Genomic DNA, 20,597 nt, shown 5'->3' with positions numbered 1-20,597 from the left:
TAACGGAGGCGACATGGAAGATGTATTATTAACAAGGCAAGAGGTTGCAGATTATTTAAAGGTTAGTCTAAAAACTGCAGACGAATTCATACATAACAAGGACTTCGATGGATTATTATATCTAGGAAGATCCGTCAGAATTTCGAAAAATCGGTTATTAGAATACATCCAACAAAGGCTGGAATATAGAATGTAATGATTATAAGGGTTATTGACATGTTATGTAAATTATGGTAAAATAAATTTGCATCATTACAATAGCCCTTATTTATTTCAGGAGTTGATACAATATGAGTAAACCAAGGGCAAAACGAGGTAACGGAGAATGTACAGTTCGTAAAAGAACTGATGGAAGATGGGAGGGAAGATACCAGGACGCTTTAACAGGAAAACTTAAGAGTGTATACAGAAAAACTCAAAAAGAAGTATTAAAATTATTAGAAGAAAAAACAAAAGAGTATAATATCGGTAAGATATCATCAGGGCAACAACCCACACTGGAGCAATGGGTACAGATTTGGTTAGAAAGGTATAACGGAAATATTAAACCTTTAACATTAGCATCATACAGGCGGATACTCAAGAATCATATTTTACCAGAATTTAAAGGCAAAAAATTAATAGAGTTAAGAACAGACGACCTACAAGATTTTTACTCTAATCTCTCAGAGGTTAAGCATTTGTCGCCTAAAACTATAAAGAATATACACGGGGTATTTCATAAGTTGTTAAACAGGGCTAAGATTATAGGTTATATCAAAGCAAACATTGCAGACGATGTAGTTCTCCCGAGAGTTGAAAAACCATCTATATCATATCTCGAAGATGATTTAATTACTGCGTTTGTTACAGAGGCCAAGAAGGATAAATTTTCAGCAGTTTTTCTAATCACACTATTTACAGGAATGCGGCAAAGTGAGGTTCTTGGTCTAACCTGGGATAGAGTCGATTTTAAACGCGGAGTAATATTAATATCAAAACAGCTACTAAAAATAGATGATGGTAACGGGACATATTACTGTATGGCGCCAACTAAGAGCGATAAAGAACGAATGATAGCTCCTGCTCAATTTGTTTTTCATATTCTACAAGATGTGTTCCAAAAGCAGTTACAAGCTAAAAAAAACAAAGGAAATATGTGGCAAGCTACCGGAGAGTTTCGGAATCTAGTATTTACCAATGATGATGGAAGACACCTATCGCACTGTACGGTATATAAGCACTGTAAATCTATTTTATCAAGAATCGGTATGCCACAGTCAAGATTCCATGACTTAAGACACTCATACGCCGTCTTATCGTTACAGAACGGAGACGACATTAAAACAGTACAAGAAAATTTAGGTCATTACAGTTCTGCATTCACTTTAGACACATACACACATATGACAAAACGAATGCAATATGAAAGTGCGACCCGTATGGATAACTATATATCGAAAAATATTTTTAGCTAAAAATGAGTTGTAAAAACGAAGAAATGTGCAGTCGATTTTTGTGGTCAAATAAGCGTAATTGTGGTCAAATTGTGGTCAAAATTATAAAAACACAGTCCAAAACACGCTAATTGCAAGGGATTTAAGACTTGAAATGTTTTTCAAATCCCTCCTTCTCCGCCAAAAAAGAAGCATCATTAAGATGCTTCTTTTTTTATATGCAAGATTGAACCCGAGCGACGGGAACCGTCAAGAGGGCACCGAACTCGACCGCGTCCGGTGGACGAAACAGGGAGAGTGAGGTGGTGCCGCGGTCGATAGATGCCAAGGAAAAATATCCGAAGGCAGATATCGGGCACCGCAAACCGGCTCGTAGAGAAATCCCTCCTTCTCCGCCACCAAATGGCAAGTCATTTGTATTTTCTGAATCTTTATATCTTATATTCTTTAAATACTCAAGAGTCTGTTTAGGAGCATAACCATTTAATTTTAAATGAATAGTAACTGCTAAAATAACTTTTCTATTATCAAATATTTCAATTTCCTTTATAGTTATATGATCAATTAAATAATTAAACAATACTTTTAACTGTTCTCTTGATAAATCTTGAAAATCTCTATAAGTTATATCTTCATGAGATAAATTAAATTGCTTTCTAATTGCCTTTTCTTCTTTATCAATTTGATTATTGATAGAACACAGAAACTATATCATTCACTTTTAATCATTTAAAAGCATAATAAGATGGTTTTTGTATTCTGTCAAATTATAAAGTATTACTCTTTTTTTCTGTGAAAACTATTGAACTTTCTGCCTAAATATGGTATAATAAAGAAAAAATATTGGGAGGACTATTATGTTTGAAAATCTAAATGAGCTCATTTTTGATGACATTGGAGAAACCTTAAAGAAAATAGCAAAGTTTTTATTTAACTTCTGTTTGGTTGTTGGAATTGTTGTAGTTGTTATTGGTGTTATAATGTTTTTAAGTGGTCTTGATGAATTTACATCATTTTCAGAAGGTCTTGCCTGTACTTTTGCAGATGCTATTAAATACGAAAACTTGTATGCAACTTGTTATTATGGCAAAGTAACAACTAAAATTGGTTTTTGGTTAGCACTTTCTTCATTGGGGGTTATACCAATGTATGCTTTTGGTGAACTTGTAAACTCTGCAAAGAAAATAAAGGAACTCTTATCAAAGACCGATAATATTTAAACATTTGTCTAAAAAGACTGCTCTTTTGTGAGTAGTCTTTTTAACTATATAAATAAATCTTTTTCAAGTCTTGTCTTTCAGAAGAATGAGAAAGATGTCTTTGAATAACATATTTTTCTGCTTTTTCTCTTTTCCAACCTTTGGAGACATAGTGTTCAACTGCTAATTGACAATGGTACTTTCTAAACTCGTGATTTTTGCCAGTCTGTGGGAGTTCTAATGCTTTTGTAATTCTTCTTATCTCATTACTCATTGTAAATCTTGCCATTTTCTCATTTTTAGGCAAATCAAAGACTTTATCTGTAGGTTGTTTTTTATCAATTCTTGAAATGAAGAACTGTACTGTGGTAAAATTGATTTATAAAGCACATTCCAACCTTTTTCAATGATTTTGGCTGTACTATCACGACTCAAAAATCAGTCACAGTTTTTCTTTTGCATTTTTAACATAATAACCACAAGAATCAACTAAATCTTTATAGTAGGATTGGGTGGCAAATTTGCGCAAACCATAACAACCTTGAGGATTGTGACAAGTTACGGAAATATTTTTAAAAATATATATAAAAATGTCGAAAACACTTGCATCGTACCTTAGGGTATGATATATAATAAATATAGAATCAATGGTTTTTAAAATTTAGAAGGAAACGGGGTAACGGTTATGAAAAAACTGTTAGCAATCATTTTTGTATGTATTCTTTTTATGACATCTGCAACCGCTGTGGGAGCTTCCTATCAGCTTGAGCCTACGCTACTTGGTTTTCCTATTGTGTTAAATGGTGAAAGCTTGGATTGTTCGTCTGCTATTTTTTATGATATCCATTACGTTCCTTTAAGAAAAGTTTTTGAAAATTTGGGAGCTAAGGTGTTTTACAGAAGCAGCGATCGGCAAATTCTGGCTCTGACACGTGACGGAGATATGATTCGTCATGTTGTTGGTGATTACGTTATTACCATAAATGGAGTCAAAAGGATATTTGACGTTCCTTCTGTTCTTTGGAATAATGAAACTTATTTACCCATTGATATGGTAGTAATTGGTTTTGGTACCGATGCACTTTCCTACGATAATGAATTGGTAAGCATTCAGAAATATATGTTTCATAATAATTATCATAAAATTATTAAGGATGTGTTGGATGTTTCCCATTGGAGTAATTTTTATCCTGAAAAATTCCAAAGATATGTCACTTATCACGAAAGAGTGCCGTCCTACAGTATGGACCAGATTCTTTATCGAGTAAATTTGGGATTGGATTATCCGTTTTACGAAAATGTTGTTACCGTAAAAGATCCCTATGCGCTTTTGGTTTTGGTAAATAAATATAATCAGTTACCATCCAATTTTACGCAGTATAATCTGGTACATATGAATCCCGGATACACCATAAGAGATGGTAAAGAATATTTACTTGCCGGAGTGACTAATGAAAATTATGCACTGATGGCAGATGCAGCGGCCAGAGCAGGGCTTTCTATGAAGGTTGTTTCCGCTTATAGAACAGAAAGTTATCAAAGAGGATTGTATAATAATAAGGTGAGAAGTTCCGGCAAGACCTATGCGGACAATTATTCAGCAAGACCCGGTCATTCTGAACATCAGACAGGATTGGCAGTTGATATAAATTCCACCAAGGTTGCATTTGAATATTCCGGCGAATTCAAATGGTTGCAGCAACACGCTCACGAATACGGATTTATTATGCGATATCCCAAGGGGAAAGAGTGGATTACGGGTTATGCATATGAGCCATGGCATTATCGTTATGTTGGAAGAGAAGCAGCGCAGATTATCCATGATGAAGGTATCACTTATGAGGAATATTATGTAAAATACGTAGACGTGAATGAATTTAGATAATTTATCACATTCTTACGAAATTTTGAAAAATATTCATATGATATTGTTCTGACAATTGTGTGTATATGGCAAAAGAAGCATCTGATCAGATGCTTCTTTTTTATGGATTGGATGAGTAATAAGACTAAAATATAGAGATTTTCAAAATAATCCAAATTTTGGAACATATTTTAAGCGGAATCGTCTAAGAAAAATGAATGGTTCATTATTTTTTTGTGTAAATGTGACAAAAACGAAGGACAAACAAAAGAAAGGAAGCAGTTTTGGTATGAAAAAATTCATAAGTATTTTCTTAGTATTTCTGATGATTTTGGCATTGAATCCTCTGGGAAGTTTCGCGAAAAATACGCAGGAACCTGTTTTTTCGGATATGATGGATTTGGATTATTATGCGGATGCGGCAATAGCACTGTCTCAGATGGGAATTTTATCCGGATATCCGGATGGAACCTTCGGAGCAAAAAAATCTATTACAAGAGCAGAAATGGCAGCCGTTGTTTGCAGAATGATGAAGATGGAATCATCTGCCGAGGATGCTAAAGGTGAAACTGTGTTTGATGACGTTTCCTATAATCACTGGGCAAGTGGATATATTAATATTGCATCCCGTGAAGGAATTATCAACGGAGACGGAAATGGGAAATTCCGTCCTGAAGACGATGTGAAGCACGAGGAAGCCATTAAAATGGTAATTTGTACGTTAGGTTATGACGTGGAAGTTGATCCGTATGATTGGTCTAAAGGATATTTGCAAGCAGCCGATGAAATCGGTGTTTCCAAACGCTTAAAGGGGCAAAAAGGATATCCATCTTCTCGTGGAGATGTTGCTGTGATGACCTATAACGGACTGGTGGCTGATTTAAAAGCACCCACCGCATCGTTGCCTGCCGGCAGATATGTTTCTGCAAGGGAATTGTATCTGCAAACCGAAACTTCGAAAGCTGAAATTTATTATACACTGGACGGATCTCAACCGACTGCTGATAGCTTAAAGTATTCCAAAAGCATTTCCCTTACCAAAAATTGTACGTTAAGAGCAGTTACCATAAGAGATAAAGTGTTAATCAGTGATGAACTGATTGCTGAATATAAAATTAAACGATCCGGTGGTGATGGTTCTACTGTAATTCCTACACCCACACCAACTCCTACTCCTACTCCTACTCCTACGCCGTCAGCTGTTACATATACAGTTTCTTTTGATTTAAATTATGAAGGTGCAACCGGTGCACCGCTGGATCAGTCTGTTATGCCGGGCGAGCTGGCTGTAGAACCGGCTACTCCTGTTCGTAATTCTTACCGATTTGTAGGATGGTTTGCTGATCAAAATGAAACAGATTTCAGCAAAGCTTACAATTTTGCAACTCCCGTTGAAAGTGATGTTCATTTATTTGCAATCTGGATTGATATGAACGATACGGACAATGATGGTCTTGTGGATGGCCTAGAAGCGATTTATGCAACTGATAAAACCTTGGCAGATACCGATAATGACGGTTTATCTGACTATATTGAAGTAATTCTGCTTGGCTTAAATCCTTTGGCAGTTGATTCAGACGGCAACGGTATCTCCGATGGCGATGAAGATTTTGACGGAGACACCATATCGAATAAAACAGAAGTAATCAACGCAACTGCCCCTGATTTAAGAGATACTGACACGGATGGCTTAGCCGATAATGAAGAAGTTGTTCATCAAACGAACCCTCTGTTGGAAGATACCGACCACGACGGCGTTTCTGACGGAAGAGAAGTTGAACTGGGGACTGATCCTCTCGTTGCACAAACAACCTTCCAAATAAACGTAACCGTTGAAAATGAGGGAGATGGGGCAACGCCTTCAGTGCAGATGAATCTTTCGGGAGAACAGGTGGAAACCTTAAGCATTGAACCTGTGGAAAATGATACCTTCTTCCCGAAAAATATGCCCGGATATCTGGGACAGGCATATGATTTTAGTGTGGACGGAACTTTTGATGAAGCAACCATTTCTTTTGAATTTGATCCATCTAGGCTCAGTGCAAATGTTGATCCTGTCATTTATTATTTTAATGAAGAAACACAAACACTGGAAGAACTTCAAACTACAATAAACGGAAATGTAGCAAGTGCCAGAGTCACACATTTTTCCAAGTATATTTTAGTAGACAGAAAAGTTTATCAGGAATCCTTTACTTGGCAGGATGTTTGGGAAAGCACGAAACAATATACGTCTGCTGAAATTGTTTTTGTAATTGATGATTCCGGAAGTCTGGGTGGCGATTTTGATTATGATGCTGCTACAAACAGTTTCCGCGGTGGACAGGATCCGCAACATAAACGTCTTTTTGTTGCAAGAGATTTCGTTGACGGCGCTAATGTAAATGCCAAAATCGGTATCGTGAAATTTGACGGTATTGTTGATTGCATGACACCGACTCTGGTAAAATGTGATGAAGCAGGAAAAACAAAGTTAAAAAATATTCTGCAATTTACTTACAAAAATAACTGGGCAGCTTATGACTTTCCAGGTGTGTTTGATTCCAGAGGGTATACCTATATGTATACCGGTATCAATTCAGCATTTTCTCTGTTTTCACAACCGACAGTTCATGATGATGTGTTACGCGTTATGATTGTATTTACCGATGGAGATGCCCGTGATTTGGGTCAGCATCAGACAACCGTTGCTGCCGCCAATAACAAAGGTATTAAAATTTATACTGTTGGTCTTGGTGAAACTACAACTTATTTTAATAATTATCTAAAACCTTTGGCAACCAACACCGGCGGATCTTTCTATCTGGCTTCTGATGCAGCGCAGTTGGCAGACATTTATCAGGATATCAGTGAAAAAATTGATATTGAAACTGATTCCGATAAAGACGGTATTCCGGATTATTATGAAGATAATATGATTATTTTCAGCGGCGTAAAATTAGCGTTGGACAAAAATAATTCCGATACAGACGGTGATGGTTTATCTGATGGTGAAGAAGTAGTAATTGCGAAAGAATACAGTGCTGACCGCAAAAAAGTGAAGGTAACCGGTAAGGTGGTATTGGGTGATCCTACCAAAAAAGATTCTGACGGTGATGGCGTGAATGATAAAGAGGATACCGCTCCCTTTGCTTGGAATGTTAGCTCTCGAGATCTGGCAATTTTGTCTCAGGCAATCTATTCCAGAAACATTCCGTTACATGTGAACTTTGAAGATTTGGATGCAAGCGTAGTATCTGAAATTGATGCAAAATTTCACGGAACAGCATCGATCAAAGAAATGACCGGTTGGAAAATGGTGCATTATTACCGGGATACACAGGATGTTGAAACCGATAAAACCTATGGCGGCTATTGCTATGGTGTGTTTGCAAATGATACCAATGCCGTATTGGTTTTCCGTGGTTCCGTTGGAGATATGTGGACTTCCATTCAGGATCAGAAAGGGGATTGGTACCGAAATTATCTTGTATATCCTTTCAAAAATGATCCTGACGGACAACGTGCGGAAGATATTGCAGATGATATTGCAAAAAGCGCCTTAGTTGGAAATAAAGTGTTTTATATCACAGGGCATTCTCGCGGTGGTATGTTAGCACAACGTGCCGGAATCGGAATTGTTAAAAATAATTTATCATCCAAGCTGGAAAAACTGGTGTATTATAATGGCATGGGTGTCGTGTGGACAACTGCCAGCAACGAAGCAGAAGAAATGTATACCACTTTAGTTTCTTTAAAAGATAAAATTTTATTTTATTCGGTAAAAGGAGATACTGTATCAGGATTAGGAAAACATCCTGTTGATACGAAAAAGTTGCTGGCGCCTGTACAATGTGCCAAAGATAATCACGACACTTTTGCGGAACATCATTTGTGTAATTTCACAGCTCAGCTAATGCCGGAAAGATATCAGAAACAGTAAAGTGTTTTTGGAATCAAAATAAAGTATTTATAACAGGCACTCATTTCATTTTTTGAATTGGTGCCTGTTGTAATATGAATTCTATCGGATTTTGGTTCTTTTGGGAAACTGAAAAAATTTTAAAAAAACTATTGACAATTGAAATTCAAAGTGCTAGAATATACCTATCAAATGCGAAGATCAGAAACCAGTAGGTTGGAAAGAACCTGGAGAGAGTTGCCGGTTGGTGCGAGGCAATGGGGAGGTCCTTCTCGAATTCCTTCTGTTAGCAGTGCACTGAACAAGAGAAATCTTCAGTAGGAGGCAACGGGTGTTCCCGTTACAGAACTAAGGTATGTCAGTACCTGATAAGGTCGCTACCGTGAGATAGCGGCGAACTGAGGTGGTACCACGGAAATGAAATTTTCGTCCTCTGCATCCTATAAGGTTTGCAGAGGTTTTTTTATTTCTTTGCACTCTGCATCCTGTACTCACAAAGCAAAGTTATCAGAAAGGATGAACGAAGAAAATGGCTCAGAATTACTACCAGAAAGAAATTGAAACCATGTCTCGTGAAGATATGAAACAACTCCAGTCCGAAAAATTGGTAAAACAGGTAAAGCACGTTTATGAAAATGTGCCATACTACAAAAAATTGATGGACGAAAAAGGAGTAACTCCCGATGACATCCAAGGAATTGATGATTTGTATAAACTCCCGTTCCTTACAAAAGCAGATTTAAGAGAAGCTTATCCCTATGGTTTATTGGCAAAACCTTTGGAAGATTGTGTGCGTATCCATTCCACTTCAGGAACAACAGGGAAACGTGTGGTTGCATTTTATACCCAAAATGACGTTGACCTGTGGGATGATTGCTGTGCTCGTGCTATTATGGCGGCAGGAGGCAGCAAAAAGGATGTTTGTCAGATAGCATATGGCTACGGCTTATTTACCGGTGGTATGGGGTTGCACGGTGGTTCAAGTAAAGTTGGTTGCTTAACTTTGCCGATGTCCTCCGGTAACACAGAACGCCAAATTCAGTTTATGCAGGATTTGGGAGCAACCATTCTTTGTTGTACTCCCTCCTATGCGGCATACATCGGCGAAAGCTTAAAAGAGCAGGGCTATAAACCTGAAGATATTCCACTGAAGGCAGGTATTTTCGGTGCAGAACCCTGGACTGAAGAAATGAGAAAAGGTATTGAAGAAACTTTAGGTATCAAAGCTTATGATATTTACGGTCTCACCGAATCCACCGGCCCCGGCGTTGCATTTGAATGTAGCGAACAGAACGGTATGCATATTAACGAAGACCATTTCTATGCAGAAATTATTAATCCCGATACCGGCGAAGTGCTTCCTGAAGGAGAAAAAGGGGAATTGGTATTCACTTCTTTGGATAAAGAAGCATTTCCGCTTCTTCGTTACAGAACCCGTGATATTTGTGTGCTTACCAGAAAAGAATGTTCCTGCGGAAGAACCTTGGTAAAAATGGCAAAACCCATGGGCAGAACTGACGATATGTTAATTATTCGCGGGATTAACGTATTCCCCAGCCAGATTGAAACCGTTTTATTAAACGAAGGATATCAGCCCAACTATCAGATTATTGTTGATAGAGCCAACAACACCGACACCTTTGAAGTGAATGTGGAAATGTCTCCCGAACAGTTCACCGACAAGGTAGGGGACGTTCTAGCCAGAGAAAAATCTCTTGCCAATGCCATGAAAATTATGCTTGGTATCAATCCCAAAGTGCATTTGGTTGCTCCCAAAACCATCGCAAGAAGCGAAGGCAAAGCTGTTCGCGTCGTTGATAAACGTAAGTTAATTTAAGAAAGGAGAATAAAAATGGCTATTAAACAATTAACTGTATTTGTTCCCAACAGAAAAGGAAGCATTGTTTCTGTTACGGATATTCTGGCAAAAAATAATATCAATATTCGTGCACTTTCTATTGCAGAAACAGAAGATTTTGGTATTCTCCGTCTGATTGTTAATGATGAAAACGCTGCAAAAAAAGTTTTGCAGGAACAGGAATACCTGATTAAAGTGGTAGATGTTGTAGGTGTGAAAATCGGCGATGCACCAGGAAAGTTGACCGCGGCATTGGATGTTTTGGATCAAACAGATATCAACGTGGAATATCTTTATGCTTTTATGGCTCGTACTGAAAAACATGCTTATGTTGTTTTGCGTGTAGAGGATATTCCTTCGGCGGAAACTGCGTTGGAACAGGCGGGATTCCATCTAATCGTTGAAAGCGATATATGCAAATTATAAAAGAATTATTCAGATGAAAAGTTCAGGAAAAAACTGTTTTTTATCTTGACAAATTATTTGAAAAATGTTAAAATAGAATAAATTAAAATGTTGAAGGTAACTTGATATGAACATGCTTTTGATGAATGCAAATGAATATTTATTCAGCTTTAGTGTAGTCTTTTATTTTGGCTATGCTTATTTTGCGATGAAAAAGTTACTTGTGAGATGTCAGGGCAGTTTTTAACAATTTTTGTATGAAACGACGTTTAAAACCTCACTTGTAACATAGTCAAGTGAGGTTTTTATATTTTTGAAAGGAAGACGGCAATATGGCAGATAAATTGGAACAAGCTAGAAACATTATCAATGATGTTGATAAAAAGATGGCGGAGCTTTTTGTGGAACGTATGAAAGCTGCCGAACTGGTTTATGAGCATAAAAAAGAATTTGGTCTTCCGATTTTTGATGAAAAACGGGAAGAGGAGCTCATCGAAAAAAATGTGAGGTTGATTGACGATGAAGGTTTAAAAAGTTATTATATCGATTTTATTAAGAATATGATGAGTGTTTCAAAATCTTATCAGTATCGTATGCAAGGTGGGTTAAAAGTAGCATACAGCGGTGTTGAAGGTGCATTTGCACATATTGCTGCAGGCAGAATTTTTCCCAAAAGTAATCGGGTGTCTTGCCGTGATTTTAAGTCCGCATATGATGCAGTGGTAATAGGAGAAGCGGATGTGGCTGTCCTTCCTATCGAAAACAGTTACGCTGGAGAAGTGGGGCAGACTATGGACTTGATTTTCTCAGGAACTCTGTTTTTAAACGGTATTTATGAGTTGGCAATTCATCAAAACCTTTTAGGAATTCCGGGTGCTACCCCCAAAGATATCAAAAAGGTCATCAGTCATCCACAGGCACTGGCTCAGTGTCACGAGTATATTAAATTAAAAGGGTTTGATACGGAAGAAGCTAACAATACTGCAGTTGCAGCAAAGAGTGTTGCAGGTTTACAGGATCGTTCCTTGGGAGTCATTGCCAGCGTGGAAACAGCAGAAATATATGGGCTTTCCGTGTTGGATGCAAACATTAATAAAAGCGGTGAAAACACCACACGATTTGCCGTGTTATCCAAGGTTCGTGCGAATTCTTCTTCAATGACAAGTTCTGTTCTGATGTTTACCGTAAAAAATGAAGCGGGCTCTTTGGCGAAAGCCATCAGTATCATCGGAACGTATGGTTATAACATGACGGCACTTCGGAGCCGTCCTTTAAAGAAACATTCCTGGCAGTATTATTTCTATACTGAAATTGACGGCACAACTGATCACGAAGACGGTCAGAAGATGTTAGCAGAATTAGGAGAAGTCTGTGATCAATTAAAAATTGTGGGCACCTATGCTCCCCACAGTGAAATCTGAGGTGTTTTAGTATGAATATTCATATGAATTTAGGCGAAAACAGTTATGATATCCTGGTAGAACGGGGACTTCTTAGAGAAGCAGGCAAACATCTGAATTTGGTAAGACGGGTGCTTGTTGTTACCGATTGCGGTGTGCCGGAAGAGTATGCAAAAATAGTTGCGGCACAATGTAAAGAAGCAGTGATCTGCACAGTGGCAGCGGGAGAAGATTCCAAAAGCATTAGTGGCTTTTCTAAACTGCTTGAAACAATGCTTATCCACAATTTCTCAAGACGAGATTGCGTGGTTGCAGTAGGCGGTGGCGTTGTGGGAGACCTTTCGGGATTTGCGGCAGCATCGTATATGAGAGGGATTGATTTTTACAATATCCCAACCACCTTGTTATCTCAGATTGATTCATCCATTGGCGGAAAGACAGGTATCAATTTTGGCGGTGTGAAAAACATCGTGGGAGCCTTTTATCAGCCGAAAAAGGTGCTGGTTGACCCAGATCTTTTAAGCACCCTTCCAACGCGGCAGATTTCCAACGGACTTGCAGAAGCGGTAAAAATGGCATTGACCTCCGATAAAGAGCTTTTTGATATCATTGAAAACAAAGATATTAATGAACACCTTGACGAGATTATTATTCGTTCACTAAATATCAAAAAGAATGTGGTAGAGCAGGACGAAAAAGAATTAGGACTTCGGAAAATCTTGAATTTTGGCCATACCATCGGTCATGGCATTGAAAGCGCTAATTTTTCCAATTTATATCATGGAGAATGTGTTGCATTGGGACTTCTTCCGATGTGCGATAAATCTATTCGACCGAGAGTGATTGAAGTATTAAAAAAATGTAATCTATACAATCTGATTGACTTTGATTGGAATATGATAAAAACAGCAGCATTTCACGATAAAAAGGCAGACGGAGATTCCGTCACCGTTTCTATGGTGGATGAAATTGGTTTTTTCAAATTTGTCACAATGAAATGCGATGAAGTGATTGAACTGGCAAGAAAGTGTTTTATAGAGTAGGTGAAAGATATGAAAAATACATTTGGAACAAGTGTGGCTGTAACCTTATTCGGCGAAAGTCACGGGGAATATATCGGAGCGGTGATTGACGGTCTGGCACCCGGTATCACAGTGGATGAAGCTTATATCAGCAAGATGCTTACCTTGCGCCGTCCCGACGGAAAAATTTCCACACCAAGAAAAGAAAAAGACGAATTCAAGATTGTGAGTGGTGTGCTTTGTGGAAAAACCACCGGAACTCCCGTTACCATTCTCATTCCCAATGAAAATGTGAAAAGCGGTGACTACGCGGAAATTAAGACGGTTGCGCGTCCCTCTCACGCCGATTATACCGCCCATTGTAAGTATCACGGCTTTCAGGATGCCAGAGGTGGCGGACATTTCAGCGGCAGAATCACTGCTGCATTGGTTGCGGCAGGTGCTATCTGTAAATTGGCTTTAGAGCAAAAAGGAATTGTTATCGGCACCCACGTTAAAAAATGTGCAGGAATTTCTGATAGAGAATTCGGAGATTTGTTGACCGATATTAAAATGCTCAATCAGAAAACTTTTGCCGTGCTGGATGATGTTTGTATCGAAAAAATGACTAATGCCATTTTGGAAGCGGCAAAAGACGGTGACAGCGTTGGCGGTGTGCTGGAAACTGCTGTTGTTGGTATGCCTGCCGGGGTTGGAGAACCCTGGTTTGATTCTTTAGAAAGTCAGCTTTCTCATATGATGTTTTCCATTCCTGCCGTAAAAGGCATTGAATTTGGAAAAGGATTTGCCATTTCTGATATGAAAGGCAGCGAAGCCAACGATGCTTTCACAATCCAAAACGGCGAAATTGTTACCAAAACCAACAATAACGGTGGATTAAACGGCGGTATCACCAACGGTATGCCCATTGTGTTCAGAACTGCCATCAAACCAACACCCACCATTTTTAAACCGCAGAATACCGTAGATTTTAAAGAAATGCAGGAAACTGTGTTAGAACCCAAAGGCAGACATGACCCTGCCATTGTCCATCGGGCAAGAATTGTGCAGGATGCGGCGGCGGCAATCGTGTTGTGCGATGCCCTGGCATTGCGGTTTGGAACAGACTGGTTAAAAGGATGAGAAACAAATGAAACGATACGGTTTGATCGGGAAAAAACTGACTCATAGTTTTTCCAAAGAGATTCACCAAAAACTTGCCGATTATTCCTATGAACTGATAGAGCTTTCCGAAGAGGAAGTGAAAGATTTCTTTCTAAAAAAAGAGTTCGCGGCAGTGAATGTGACCATTCCTTATAAAGAAACAGTGATTTCATATCTGGATGAGGTCAGTGAGATTGCAAAAAAAATCGGTGCAGTGAATACCGTGGTTAATCGGGATGGTAAACTTTATGGTTACAATACCGATTATTATGGTATGACATCGTTAATCAAAAGATTGCAGCTTGAATTTAAAAATCGAAAAATACTGATTTTAGGTACCGGCGGAACCTCTAAAACTGCCCGAGTAGTTGCCGAAGATTTGGGTGCAACCAAAATTTTGACCGTTTCAAGAAGCAAAAAGGAAAATTGCATTACCTACGAGGAAGCTATCCAAAATCATTTTGATGCCAATATCATCATCAATACCACTCCTTCCGGAATGTATCCAGACTGTGACGAAAAACCAATTGATATTTCCTATTTTCCCAATTTGGAAGGGGTTTTAGATGCGGTATATAATCCGCTTTGCACCAATCTAGTGCTGGATGCAAAAAAACGGGGATTAAAAGCCGAAGGCGGTCTGTATATGTTGGTGATGCAGGCAGTGGTTGCCGTGGAGAAATTTTTAAATATCGAAATTGCAAAAGAAAGGGCAGACAGCATTTTTGCCCGGATTCTTTGTGACAAAGAAAATATTGTGTTAACAGGAATGCCCGGCAGCGGAAAAAGTACGGTAGGGAAGTGTATATCCTTAGATGGTTACACCTTTGTGGATACTGATACTGAAATTGAAAAACGGTGCGGATGCAGTATTAAAGAACTCATAAAAGAAAAAGGGGAACCTTATTTCAGAGATTTGGAAACCCAAGTGATTTATGATATTTCCAAAGAAAACCGCCAGATTATTTCCACCGGTGGCGGTGCCATCTTACGGGAAGAAAATGTGCTTTACCTAAAGCAAAACGGCAAACTATTCTTCCTGGAAGCCACTCTCAAACGGTTACAAGCTACGGATGACAGACCCCTATCCGATACCGTGGAAAAACTGCAAAAATTATATGATGAACGAATCGACATTTATCGGGACACGGCAGATATCATCGTTCCCGATTTAAAAACACCCGAAGCAGAAGCTCAATTTATTACAACAAAAAGAACGGAGCTGATTATATGAACATTCTTGTGATAAACGGACCGAATTTAAATATGTTGGGTATTCGGGAGCCGAACCATTACGGCAGAGAAACCTATGCGGATTTATGCAACAAAATCAAACGATACTGTGATGAAAGAAATATTGAGGTGTCGTTCTATCAATCCAATCACGAGGGAGATTTAGTGGACGAAATTCAAAAAGCATACGGCAAATTTGACGGCATTGTCATCAATCCCGGTGCCTATACTCACACCAGTATTGCCATTTTGGATGCCTTAAAGGCAGTGGCAATTCCCACGGTGGAAGTGCATATTTCCAAAGTGGAAGAACGAGAAGATTTCAGACAAATCAGTTATATTCGGCTTGCCTGCAAAAAGACCATCACCGGTCACGGCACAAACGGATATTTAGAAGCCATTGACTTTTTATCAGAAGGTAACTAATATGAACGCGAAATTCAAATCTTGTCACTTAAAAGGGAATATAGAGGCACCGCCGTCTAAAAGTATGGCACACCGTTATCTCATTGGTGCTGCCTTATCGGGAGAAGATTGTACATTATCCGGTGTTGATTACAGTGAAGATATTTTGGCAACCCTTGATTGTTTACAAGCGTTGGGTGCAGAGGTTACTGTAAATGACGATACTGTAACAATTCATCCCAAAAACTTTATGAAAGCCCATAGCCCTGTTTTAGAATGCAGAGAAAGCGGAAGCACCCTGCGATTTCTGATTCCCCTTGCGTTGTGCCTGGGGAGAGAAGTTGTTTTCAAAGGAAGCACCCGTCTGTTAGAGAGACCTTTGTCTGTTTATGAAGAACTTTGCAAAGAAAACGGTTTTCTGTTCCAAAAAAACGAAGATTCCGTTACTGTTTACGGTAACTTCAAAAGCGGAACTTATCAGGTAAAAGGGGATATCAGCAGTCAGTTTATCACAGGACTTCTGTTTGCATTGGTGTATCGGAATGAAGATGCAAAAATCGAAATTATCCCACCTTTTGAAAGCCGTTCCTACGTGAAGCTAACCCTTTCGGCATTGCAGTCTTTTGGTGCGGATGTTTCTTTTAGTGATGAATATACCTTAGTAGTTAAATCGTCCGAATTGCATGGGTTTTCCGGCAGAAGTGAAGGCGATTATTCCAACGCCGCATTTTTGGATGCTTTTAACTTGCTTGGTTCAGATGTTACCGTCAACAATCTGAGGGAAGACAGTTTGCAGGGAGATAGGGTTTACAAAGAATATTTTTCTAAGCTGGATACGGGAACACCCATCCTTGATATTTCTGATTGTCCTGATCTTGGGCCCATCCTGATTGCACTGGCGGCTTTGAAAAACGGTGCTACTTTCATAGGTACCGACAGACTAAAAGCCAAAGAAAGTGATCGTGGTATGGCGATGCACGAAGAACTCTCAAAACTGGGAGGCGGACTGGTGTTTGGTGACAATATGATTATCGTACCAAAACAGAAATTAACGTATCGCGGCACAGTTTTATCCGGACACAATGACCATCGGATTGTGATGGCTATGTCTGTGATACTCTCTCAAATCGGCGGAGAAATTTCGGGGGTTGAGGCAGTGAAAAAAAGTTATCCCAACTTTTTTAATGATATCAGAACTCTCGGAGCAGAGGTGAATATAACATGATCGTAGATGTTAGTAAAAATATTTTAATTGTGGGACTTGGTCTTTTGGGTGGAAGTTATGCCAGAGTGTTAAAACGCTTCGGCTTTCATATTTCCGCAATCACCAAAGAGCAAAGCTCCATTGATTATGCCTTGCAAGAAGGTATTATTGATGAGGGTTCCACAGAACTTGACAAAAAATTGATCGAAGAAGCAGACCTGGTGATTTTTGCGCTCTATCCTCATATTTTTGTGGAATGGATTGAAGCAAATCAGCATCTTTTAAAAAGCGGTGCGATTCTTTCTGACGTAACAGGCGTCAAAGGAAGTATCGTCTATAAAATTCAGAATATGTTACGGGATGACGTGGAATTTATTGCCGCCCATCCTATGGCAGGACGAGAGGTTTCCGGTGTGGAAAACAGTACCGATAAGATGTTTGCAGGTGCCAACTATATTGTAACTCCCACCGATAAAAACACACCTAAAGCAATTAACACTTGTCTGGAATTAGGCAGATTACTTGGTTTTTCCAACGTGACAACCTTATCGCCTGAAGAACACGACGAGATGATTGGGTTTCTTTCCCAGTTGACGCACTGTATTGCCATTACGTTAATGACTTGCAATGACAAGGAACATATGGAAAAATTTACGGGGGATTCCTTCCGTGATTTAACCAGAATTGCCCGTATTAACGATTTGATGTGGAGTGAACTGTTTGTAGCAAACAAAGAAGTGCTCCTTAGTCAGATGGACTTATTTATGAATAAATTCAAGGAATTGAAAACAATGCTCGAAACTGAGGATATCGACGGTATGCGACAAATGATGCGCCATTCCACTGAGCGCAGAGCGTTATTTGATAAAAAATAGTATCTTGGAGGAGATTAAAATGAACATGAATTTCAAACGGAAACTGCCAATCCCTATGGAAATTAAGGAGCAGTATCCCTTATCTTATCAGTTAGAACAGTTAAAAGTAAAAAGAGATATGGAAATTAAGTCAATCTTTGAAGGCAAAGATGATAGGTTTATTTTAATTATCGGTCCCTGTTCTGCCGACCACGATGACAGTGTGATTGATTACATTTCCCGTCTTCGCACCGTGCAGGACAAAGTGGCAGATAAAATTCTTATCATCCCCAGAATTTACACCAATAAACCCAGAACCACAGGCGACGGTTACAAGGGAATGCTTCATCAGCCTGATCCAAACAAAGAATCGGATATGTTAAAAGGGGTAGTGGCAATCAGAAGTCTACACATCAGAGCGATTGCGGAAACCGGTTTCACCTGTGCAGACGAAATGCTGTACCCTGAAAATCACAGATATTTATCTGATTTGCTTTCCTATGTTGCTATCGGTGCACGTTCTGTGGAAAATCAGAAGCACAGACTCACCGCAAGCGGATTGGATATTCCCGTTGGAATGAAAAATCCCACCGCAGGAGATATTTCCGTTATGATGAATTCTATCACCGCGGCACAACATTCTCACACCTTTATTTACAGAGGATGGGAAGTGGAAAGTCATGGTAACCCGTTAGCTCACGCAATTTTAAGAGGTTATGTGAACAAACATGGGCAGTCTATGCCAAACTACCACTATGAGGATTTGATTCACTTAGCAGAAACTTACGCAAAATCAGGTCTTACAAATCCCGGTGTGATTATTGATACCAACCATGCAAACTCCGGCAAAAAATGGGCAGAACAACCTAGAATTGCGAAAGAAGTGCTGCATAGCTGTCGTCATAGCGAGGATATTAAAAAGCTGGTGAAAGGTCTGATGATTGAAAGTTATCTGGAAGACGGTTCACAAAAACCTGAAGAGGGCGTTTACGGAAAATCTATTACCGACCCTTGCTTAGGTTGGGAAAAAACCGAAAAACTCATCTACGATCTGGCAGATGTATTATAATCAATATCCCTCCGTTTTCGGGGGGATATTTCTTTCATATATTGAAATTATGGATAGTAAAAAAATGAAAAAGTGCTTTTGCTATTTTTTTTATACCAAATAAAGGAACAATTTTAGGAACAATGTTGTCTAATTATGTAATAAGAAAAGAAGGTGTGAACAATGCTATCAGCACAACATAGTCGGGCAAATATTGGTCATATTACCCGATTGCGTATCAATGAAGACGGACCGGGGGTTCGCAGCGTTGTTTTTATGTGTGCATGTCCGTTAAACTGTCTTTGGTGTTGTAATCCTGAACTTTGTGCATCAGAACGATTCAAATCATTGACTGTTGATGAGTTGTATTCTTATATTGCAAAAGATGTGATATATTTTAAAAACAGCGTGGGAGGCGTGACTTTTTCAGGAGGAGAGCCTCTGCTGCATACAGATTTTATTAAGAATTTCATTCAAAAATACTGTAAAGATTTTTCTGTAGCGATTGAAACTTCCTTGTATACCGACAGAGATACCCTAAAAAAGTTGATTCCCTTGATCGATAGATGGTATATCGATTTTAAAGTGTTTGAGGAAAAAAAGCACCTGAAATATACAGGTGTTTCCAATGAAATCATTAAGGAAAATTTGCGGTATTTATGTGAACATATCAATCAGGATAAAATTACAGTTACTTATCCAATGATTCCGGGATATAATACGACGGATGAAAATCTTACGCAGATGATAGTGTTATTAAAAGAATTGAATATTTTTCATATTGAGTTACATCCCTATCGGAAAGAACAGGAAGAAAAACACCTGGATATCGGATTAGAAGCTACAGTGATAGAAGAATTGGACCCAGAGTTGTACAATGATATTCAGAATCGGTTTTTACAAAACGGTTTTCAAATACAAAAGTTACAACCCTATCGTGAAAAAGAGAAATGTAAATATTTAAAAGATATCCGAAAGGAACTTTGCCGAAAATATCAGATACCTTTAGATATTAAAAATTGCTCATTTGAGGGACGTTGTGTGGGCACGTGTCCTCAATGTGAATATGAACTGCAAGTGATTAATGAATGGTTCAAAAATAATTGGAAAGGAAATGGTATCGATGAATAAGACAACAAAAATGATTGCTGCAGCAACGTTATCTACTGTATTACTGACCGGATGTGAATCGGAAGCACTTTTAAAGCCGATTGAAAGTATTCAGGATTGGTTTATCAGTGTGGATCCGCTTAATGTACATGATGAAACGGAAAATGTTGTGGGAATGATGATAGCCCCTACTTTTACTCCTAATCCTGATATAGACTAAAAAAAGAAGCACCTCGCAGTGCTTCTTTTTTTTAGTTTTATGATTTGATAGCTTCTTTTAAAGCTTTTGCCAATTGATCAGGGCATGAGGTTCCTTTTCCCATACAGTCAATCCCTTCTAACCGACGAATCGCTTCTTCTACGGAAAACCCTTCCATTAATCGGGAAACTCCCTGAGTGTTGCCGTGGCAACCTCCTAAAAAGCGAACTGATGTGATAATTCCGTCGGTGATTTCAAGATCAATTTTTCGGGAACATACACCCTTGGGATAATAAGTATATTGCATAATTGGCTT

At 38.7% G+C, this 20,597-nt stretch carries 20 protein-coding genes; 17 read left to right on the top strand and 3 right to left on the bottom strand.

Going from position 1 to position 20,597, the window contains the following annotated elements; all coding sequences use genetic code 11:
• The first annotated feature begins 13 nt into the window (after positions 1-13).
• Positions 14-196, top strand: a complete 183-nt coding sequence (locus E7413_00870) for a helix-turn-helix domain-containing protein (protein ID MBE7018421.1) — start codon at positions 14-16, stop codon at positions 194-196.
• Between the two features lie 94 nt (positions 197-290).
• Positions 291-1,457, top strand: a complete 1,167-nt coding sequence (locus tag E7413_00865) for a site-specific integrase (GenBank protein MBE7018420.1) — start codon at positions 291-293, stop codon at positions 1,455-1,457.
• Positions 1,458-1,650: 193 nt separating this feature from the next.
• Here E7413_00865 and E7413_00860 read toward each other — a convergent pair whose 3' ends face one another.
• A complete protein-coding gene (locus tag E7413_00860; GenBank protein ID MBE7018419.1) occupies positions 1,651-2,016 on the bottom strand; it encodes a hypothetical protein in 366 nt (121 codons plus the stop codon).
• A 277-nt stretch (positions 2,017-2,293) separates the two neighbouring features.
• Between E7413_00860 and E7413_00855 the strand changes: the two genes are divergently transcribed.
• Entirely contained in the window at positions 2,294-2,656 is a 363-nt protein-coding gene (locus E7413_00855; GenBank protein ID MBE7018418.1) for a hypothetical protein, read from the top strand.
• Positions 2,657-2,696: 40 nt separating this feature from the next.
• On the opposite strand, the gene E7413_00850 is transcribed toward E7413_00855, so the two are convergent.
• Positions 2,697-2,924: a hypothetical protein gene (locus E7413_00850; protein MBE7018417.1), complete on the bottom strand. Its 228-nt coding sequence runs from the start codon at positions 2,922-2,924 to the stop codon at positions 2,697-2,699.
• A 396-nt stretch (positions 2,925-3,320) separates the two neighbouring features.
• Between E7413_00850 and E7413_00845 the strand changes: the two genes are divergently transcribed.
• From E7413_00845 to E7413_00780, 14 genes are all read left to right on the top strand, one after another.
• Positions 3,321-4,520, top strand: coding sequence for a hypothetical protein (locus E7413_00845; protein MBE7018416.1), 1,200 nt, complete (start codon positions 3,321-3,323; stop codon positions 4,518-4,520).
• Between the two features lie 193 nt (positions 4,521-4,713).
• Positions 4,714-8,421, top strand: a complete 3,708-nt coding sequence (locus tag E7413_00840; protein MBE7018415.1) for a VWA domain-containing protein — start codon at positions 4,714-4,716, stop codon at positions 8,419-8,421.
• A gap of 508 nt (positions 8,422-8,929) precedes the next feature.
• Positions 8,930-10,237, top strand: a complete 1,308-nt coding sequence (locus E7413_00835; GenBank protein ID MBE7018414.1) for a phenylacetate--CoA ligase — start codon at positions 8,930-8,932, stop codon at positions 10,235-10,237.
• A gap of 15 nt (positions 10,238-10,252) precedes the next feature.
• A complete protein-coding gene (locus E7413_00830) occupies positions 10,253-10,684 on the top strand; it encodes an ACT domain-containing protein (protein MBE7018413.1) in 432 nt (143 codons plus the stop codon).
• A 311-nt stretch (positions 10,685-10,995) separates the two neighbouring features.
• Positions 10,996-12,084, top strand: coding sequence for a bifunctional chorismate mutase/prephenate dehydratase (locus E7413_00825; protein MBE7018412.1), 1,089 nt, complete (start codon positions 10,996-10,998; stop codon positions 12,082-12,084).
• 11 nt (positions 12,085-12,095) lie between these two features.
• Positions 12,096-13,106, top strand: a complete 1,011-nt coding sequence (gene aroB, locus E7413_00820) for a 3-dehydroquinate synthase (protein MBE7018411.1) — start codon at positions 12,096-12,098, stop codon at positions 13,104-13,106.
• A gap of 9 nt (positions 13,107-13,115) precedes the next feature.
• On the top strand, positions 13,116-14,207 hold the full coding sequence (gene aroC, locus E7413_00815; protein ID MBE7018410.1) for a chorismate synthase: 1,092 nt from the start codon (positions 13,116-13,118) through the stop codon (positions 14,205-14,207).
• A 7-nt stretch (positions 14,208-14,214) separates the two neighbouring features.
• Positions 14,215-15,462: a shikimate dehydrogenase gene (locus E7413_00810; protein MBE7018409.1), complete on the top strand. Its 1,248-nt coding sequence runs from the start codon at positions 14,215-14,217 to the stop codon at positions 15,460-15,462.
• Positions 15,459-15,887: a type II 3-dehydroquinate dehydratase gene (aroQ, locus tag E7413_00805; GenBank protein MBE7018408.1), complete on the top strand. Its 429-nt coding sequence runs from the start codon at positions 15,459-15,461 to the stop codon at positions 15,885-15,887. The genes E7413_00810 and aroQ overlap by 4 nt, the downstream gene beginning before the upstream one ends.
• Position 15,888: 1 nt before the next feature.
• Complete coding sequence (locus tag E7413_00800) at positions 15,889-17,091, top strand: 3-phosphoshikimate 1-carboxyvinyltransferase (protein MBE7018407.1); 1,203 nt, start codon at positions 15,889-15,891, stop codon at positions 17,089-17,091.
• Positions 17,091-17,945, top strand: coding sequence for a prephenate dehydrogenase/arogenate dehydrogenase family protein (locus E7413_00795; GenBank protein MBE7018406.1), 855 nt, complete (start codon positions 17,091-17,093; stop codon positions 17,943-17,945). The genes E7413_00800 and E7413_00795 overlap by 1 nt, the downstream gene beginning before the upstream one ends.
• 13 nt (positions 17,946-17,958) lie before the next feature.
• A complete protein-coding gene (locus E7413_00790) occupies positions 17,959-18,993 on the top strand; it encodes a 3-deoxy-7-phosphoheptulonate synthase (GenBank protein ID MBE7018405.1) in 1,035 nt (344 codons plus the stop codon).
• A 162-nt stretch (positions 18,994-19,155) separates the two neighbouring features.
• On the top strand, positions 19,156-20,103 hold the full coding sequence (locus tag E7413_00785) for a radical SAM protein (GenBank protein MBE7018404.1): 948 nt from the start codon (positions 19,156-19,158) through the stop codon (positions 20,101-20,103).
• The gene (locus E7413_00780) at positions 20,096-20,302 is read left to right on the top strand and encodes a hypothetical protein (protein ID MBE7018403.1); all 207 of its coding nucleotides are present in this window, start codon (positions 20,096-20,098) and stop codon (positions 20,300-20,302) included. Before E7413_00785 ends, E7413_00780 begins: the two co-directional genes overlap by 8 nt.
• 37 nt (positions 20,303-20,339) lie before the next feature.
• Here E7413_00780 and E7413_00775 read toward each other — a convergent pair whose 3' ends face one another.
• On the bottom strand, positions 20,340-20,588 hold the full coding sequence (locus E7413_00775; GenBank protein ID MBE7018402.1) for a TIGR03905 family TSCPD domain-containing protein: 249 nt from the start codon (positions 20,586-20,588) through the stop codon (positions 20,340-20,342).
• Between the last annotated feature and the right edge of the window lie 9 nt (positions 20,589-20,597).

The organism is Oscillospiraceae bacterium (assembly GCA_015068645.1).
Taxonomy (GTDB): domain Bacteria; phylum Bacillota; class Clostridia; order UMGS1840; family UMGS1840; genus SIG452.
This window is presented reverse-complemented; position numbering and strand designations above follow the sequence as displayed.

Bases quoted from the DNA above. Each gene is read 5' to 3' on its own strand.
- E7413_00835 (MBE7018414.1), top strand. From the start codon at position 8,930: ATGGCTCAGAATTACTACCAGAAAGAAATTGAAACCATGTCTCGTGAA.
- E7413_00855 (MBE7018418.1), top strand. From the start codon at position 2,294: ATGTTTGAAAATCTAAATGAGCTCATTTTTGATGACATTGGAGAAACC.
- E7413_00830 (MBE7018413.1), top strand. From the start codon at position 10,253: ATGGCTATTAAACAATTAACTGTATTTGTTCCCAACAGAAAAGGAAGC.
- aroB (MBE7018411.1), top strand. From the start codon at position 12,096: ATGAATATTCATATGAATTTAGGCGAAAACAGTTATGATATCCTGGTA.
- E7413_00785 (MBE7018404.1), top strand. From the start codon at position 19,156: ATGCTATCAGCACAACATAGTCGGGCAAATATTGGTCATATTACCCGA.
- aroQ (MBE7018408.1), top strand. From the start codon at position 15,459: ATGAACATTCTTGTGATAAACGGACCGAATTTAAATATGTTGGGTATT.
- E7413_00850 (MBE7018417.1), bottom strand. From the start codon at position 2,924: ATGGCAAGATTTACAATGAGTAATGAGATAAGAAGAATTACAAAAGCA.
- E7413_00845 (MBE7018416.1), top strand. From the start codon at position 3,321: ATGAAAAAACTGTTAGCAATCATTTTTGTATGTATTCTTTTTATGACA.
- E7413_00825 (MBE7018412.1), top strand. From the start codon at position 10,996: ATGGCAGATAAATTGGAACAAGCTAGAAACATTATCAATGATGTTGAT.
- aroC (MBE7018410.1), top strand. From the start codon at position 13,116: ATGAAAAATACATTTGGAACAAGTGTGGCTGTAACCTTATTCGGCGAA.
- E7413_00870 (MBE7018421.1), top strand. From the start codon at position 14: ATGGAAGATGTATTATTAACAAGGCAAGAGGTTGCAGATTATTTAAAG.
- E7413_00780 (MBE7018403.1), top strand. From the start codon at position 20,096: ATGAATAAGACAACAAAAATGATTGCTGCAGCAACGTTATCTACTGTA.
- E7413_00840 (MBE7018415.1), top strand. From the start codon at position 4,714: ATGAATGGTTCATTATTTTTTTGTGTAAATGTGACAAAAACGAAGGAC.
- E7413_00775 (MBE7018402.1), bottom strand. From the start codon at position 20,588: ATGCAATATACTTATTATCCCAAGGGTGTATGTTCCCGAAAAATTGAT.
- E7413_00810 (MBE7018409.1), top strand. From the start codon at position 14,215: ATGAAACGATACGGTTTGATCGGGAAAAAACTGACTCATAGTTTTTCC.
- E7413_00865 (MBE7018420.1), top strand. From the start codon at position 291: ATGAGTAAACCAAGGGCAAAACGAGGTAACGGAGAATGTACAGTTCGT.
- E7413_00800 (MBE7018407.1), top strand. From the start codon at position 15,889: ATGAACGCGAAATTCAAATCTTGTCACTTAAAAGGGAATATAGAGGCA.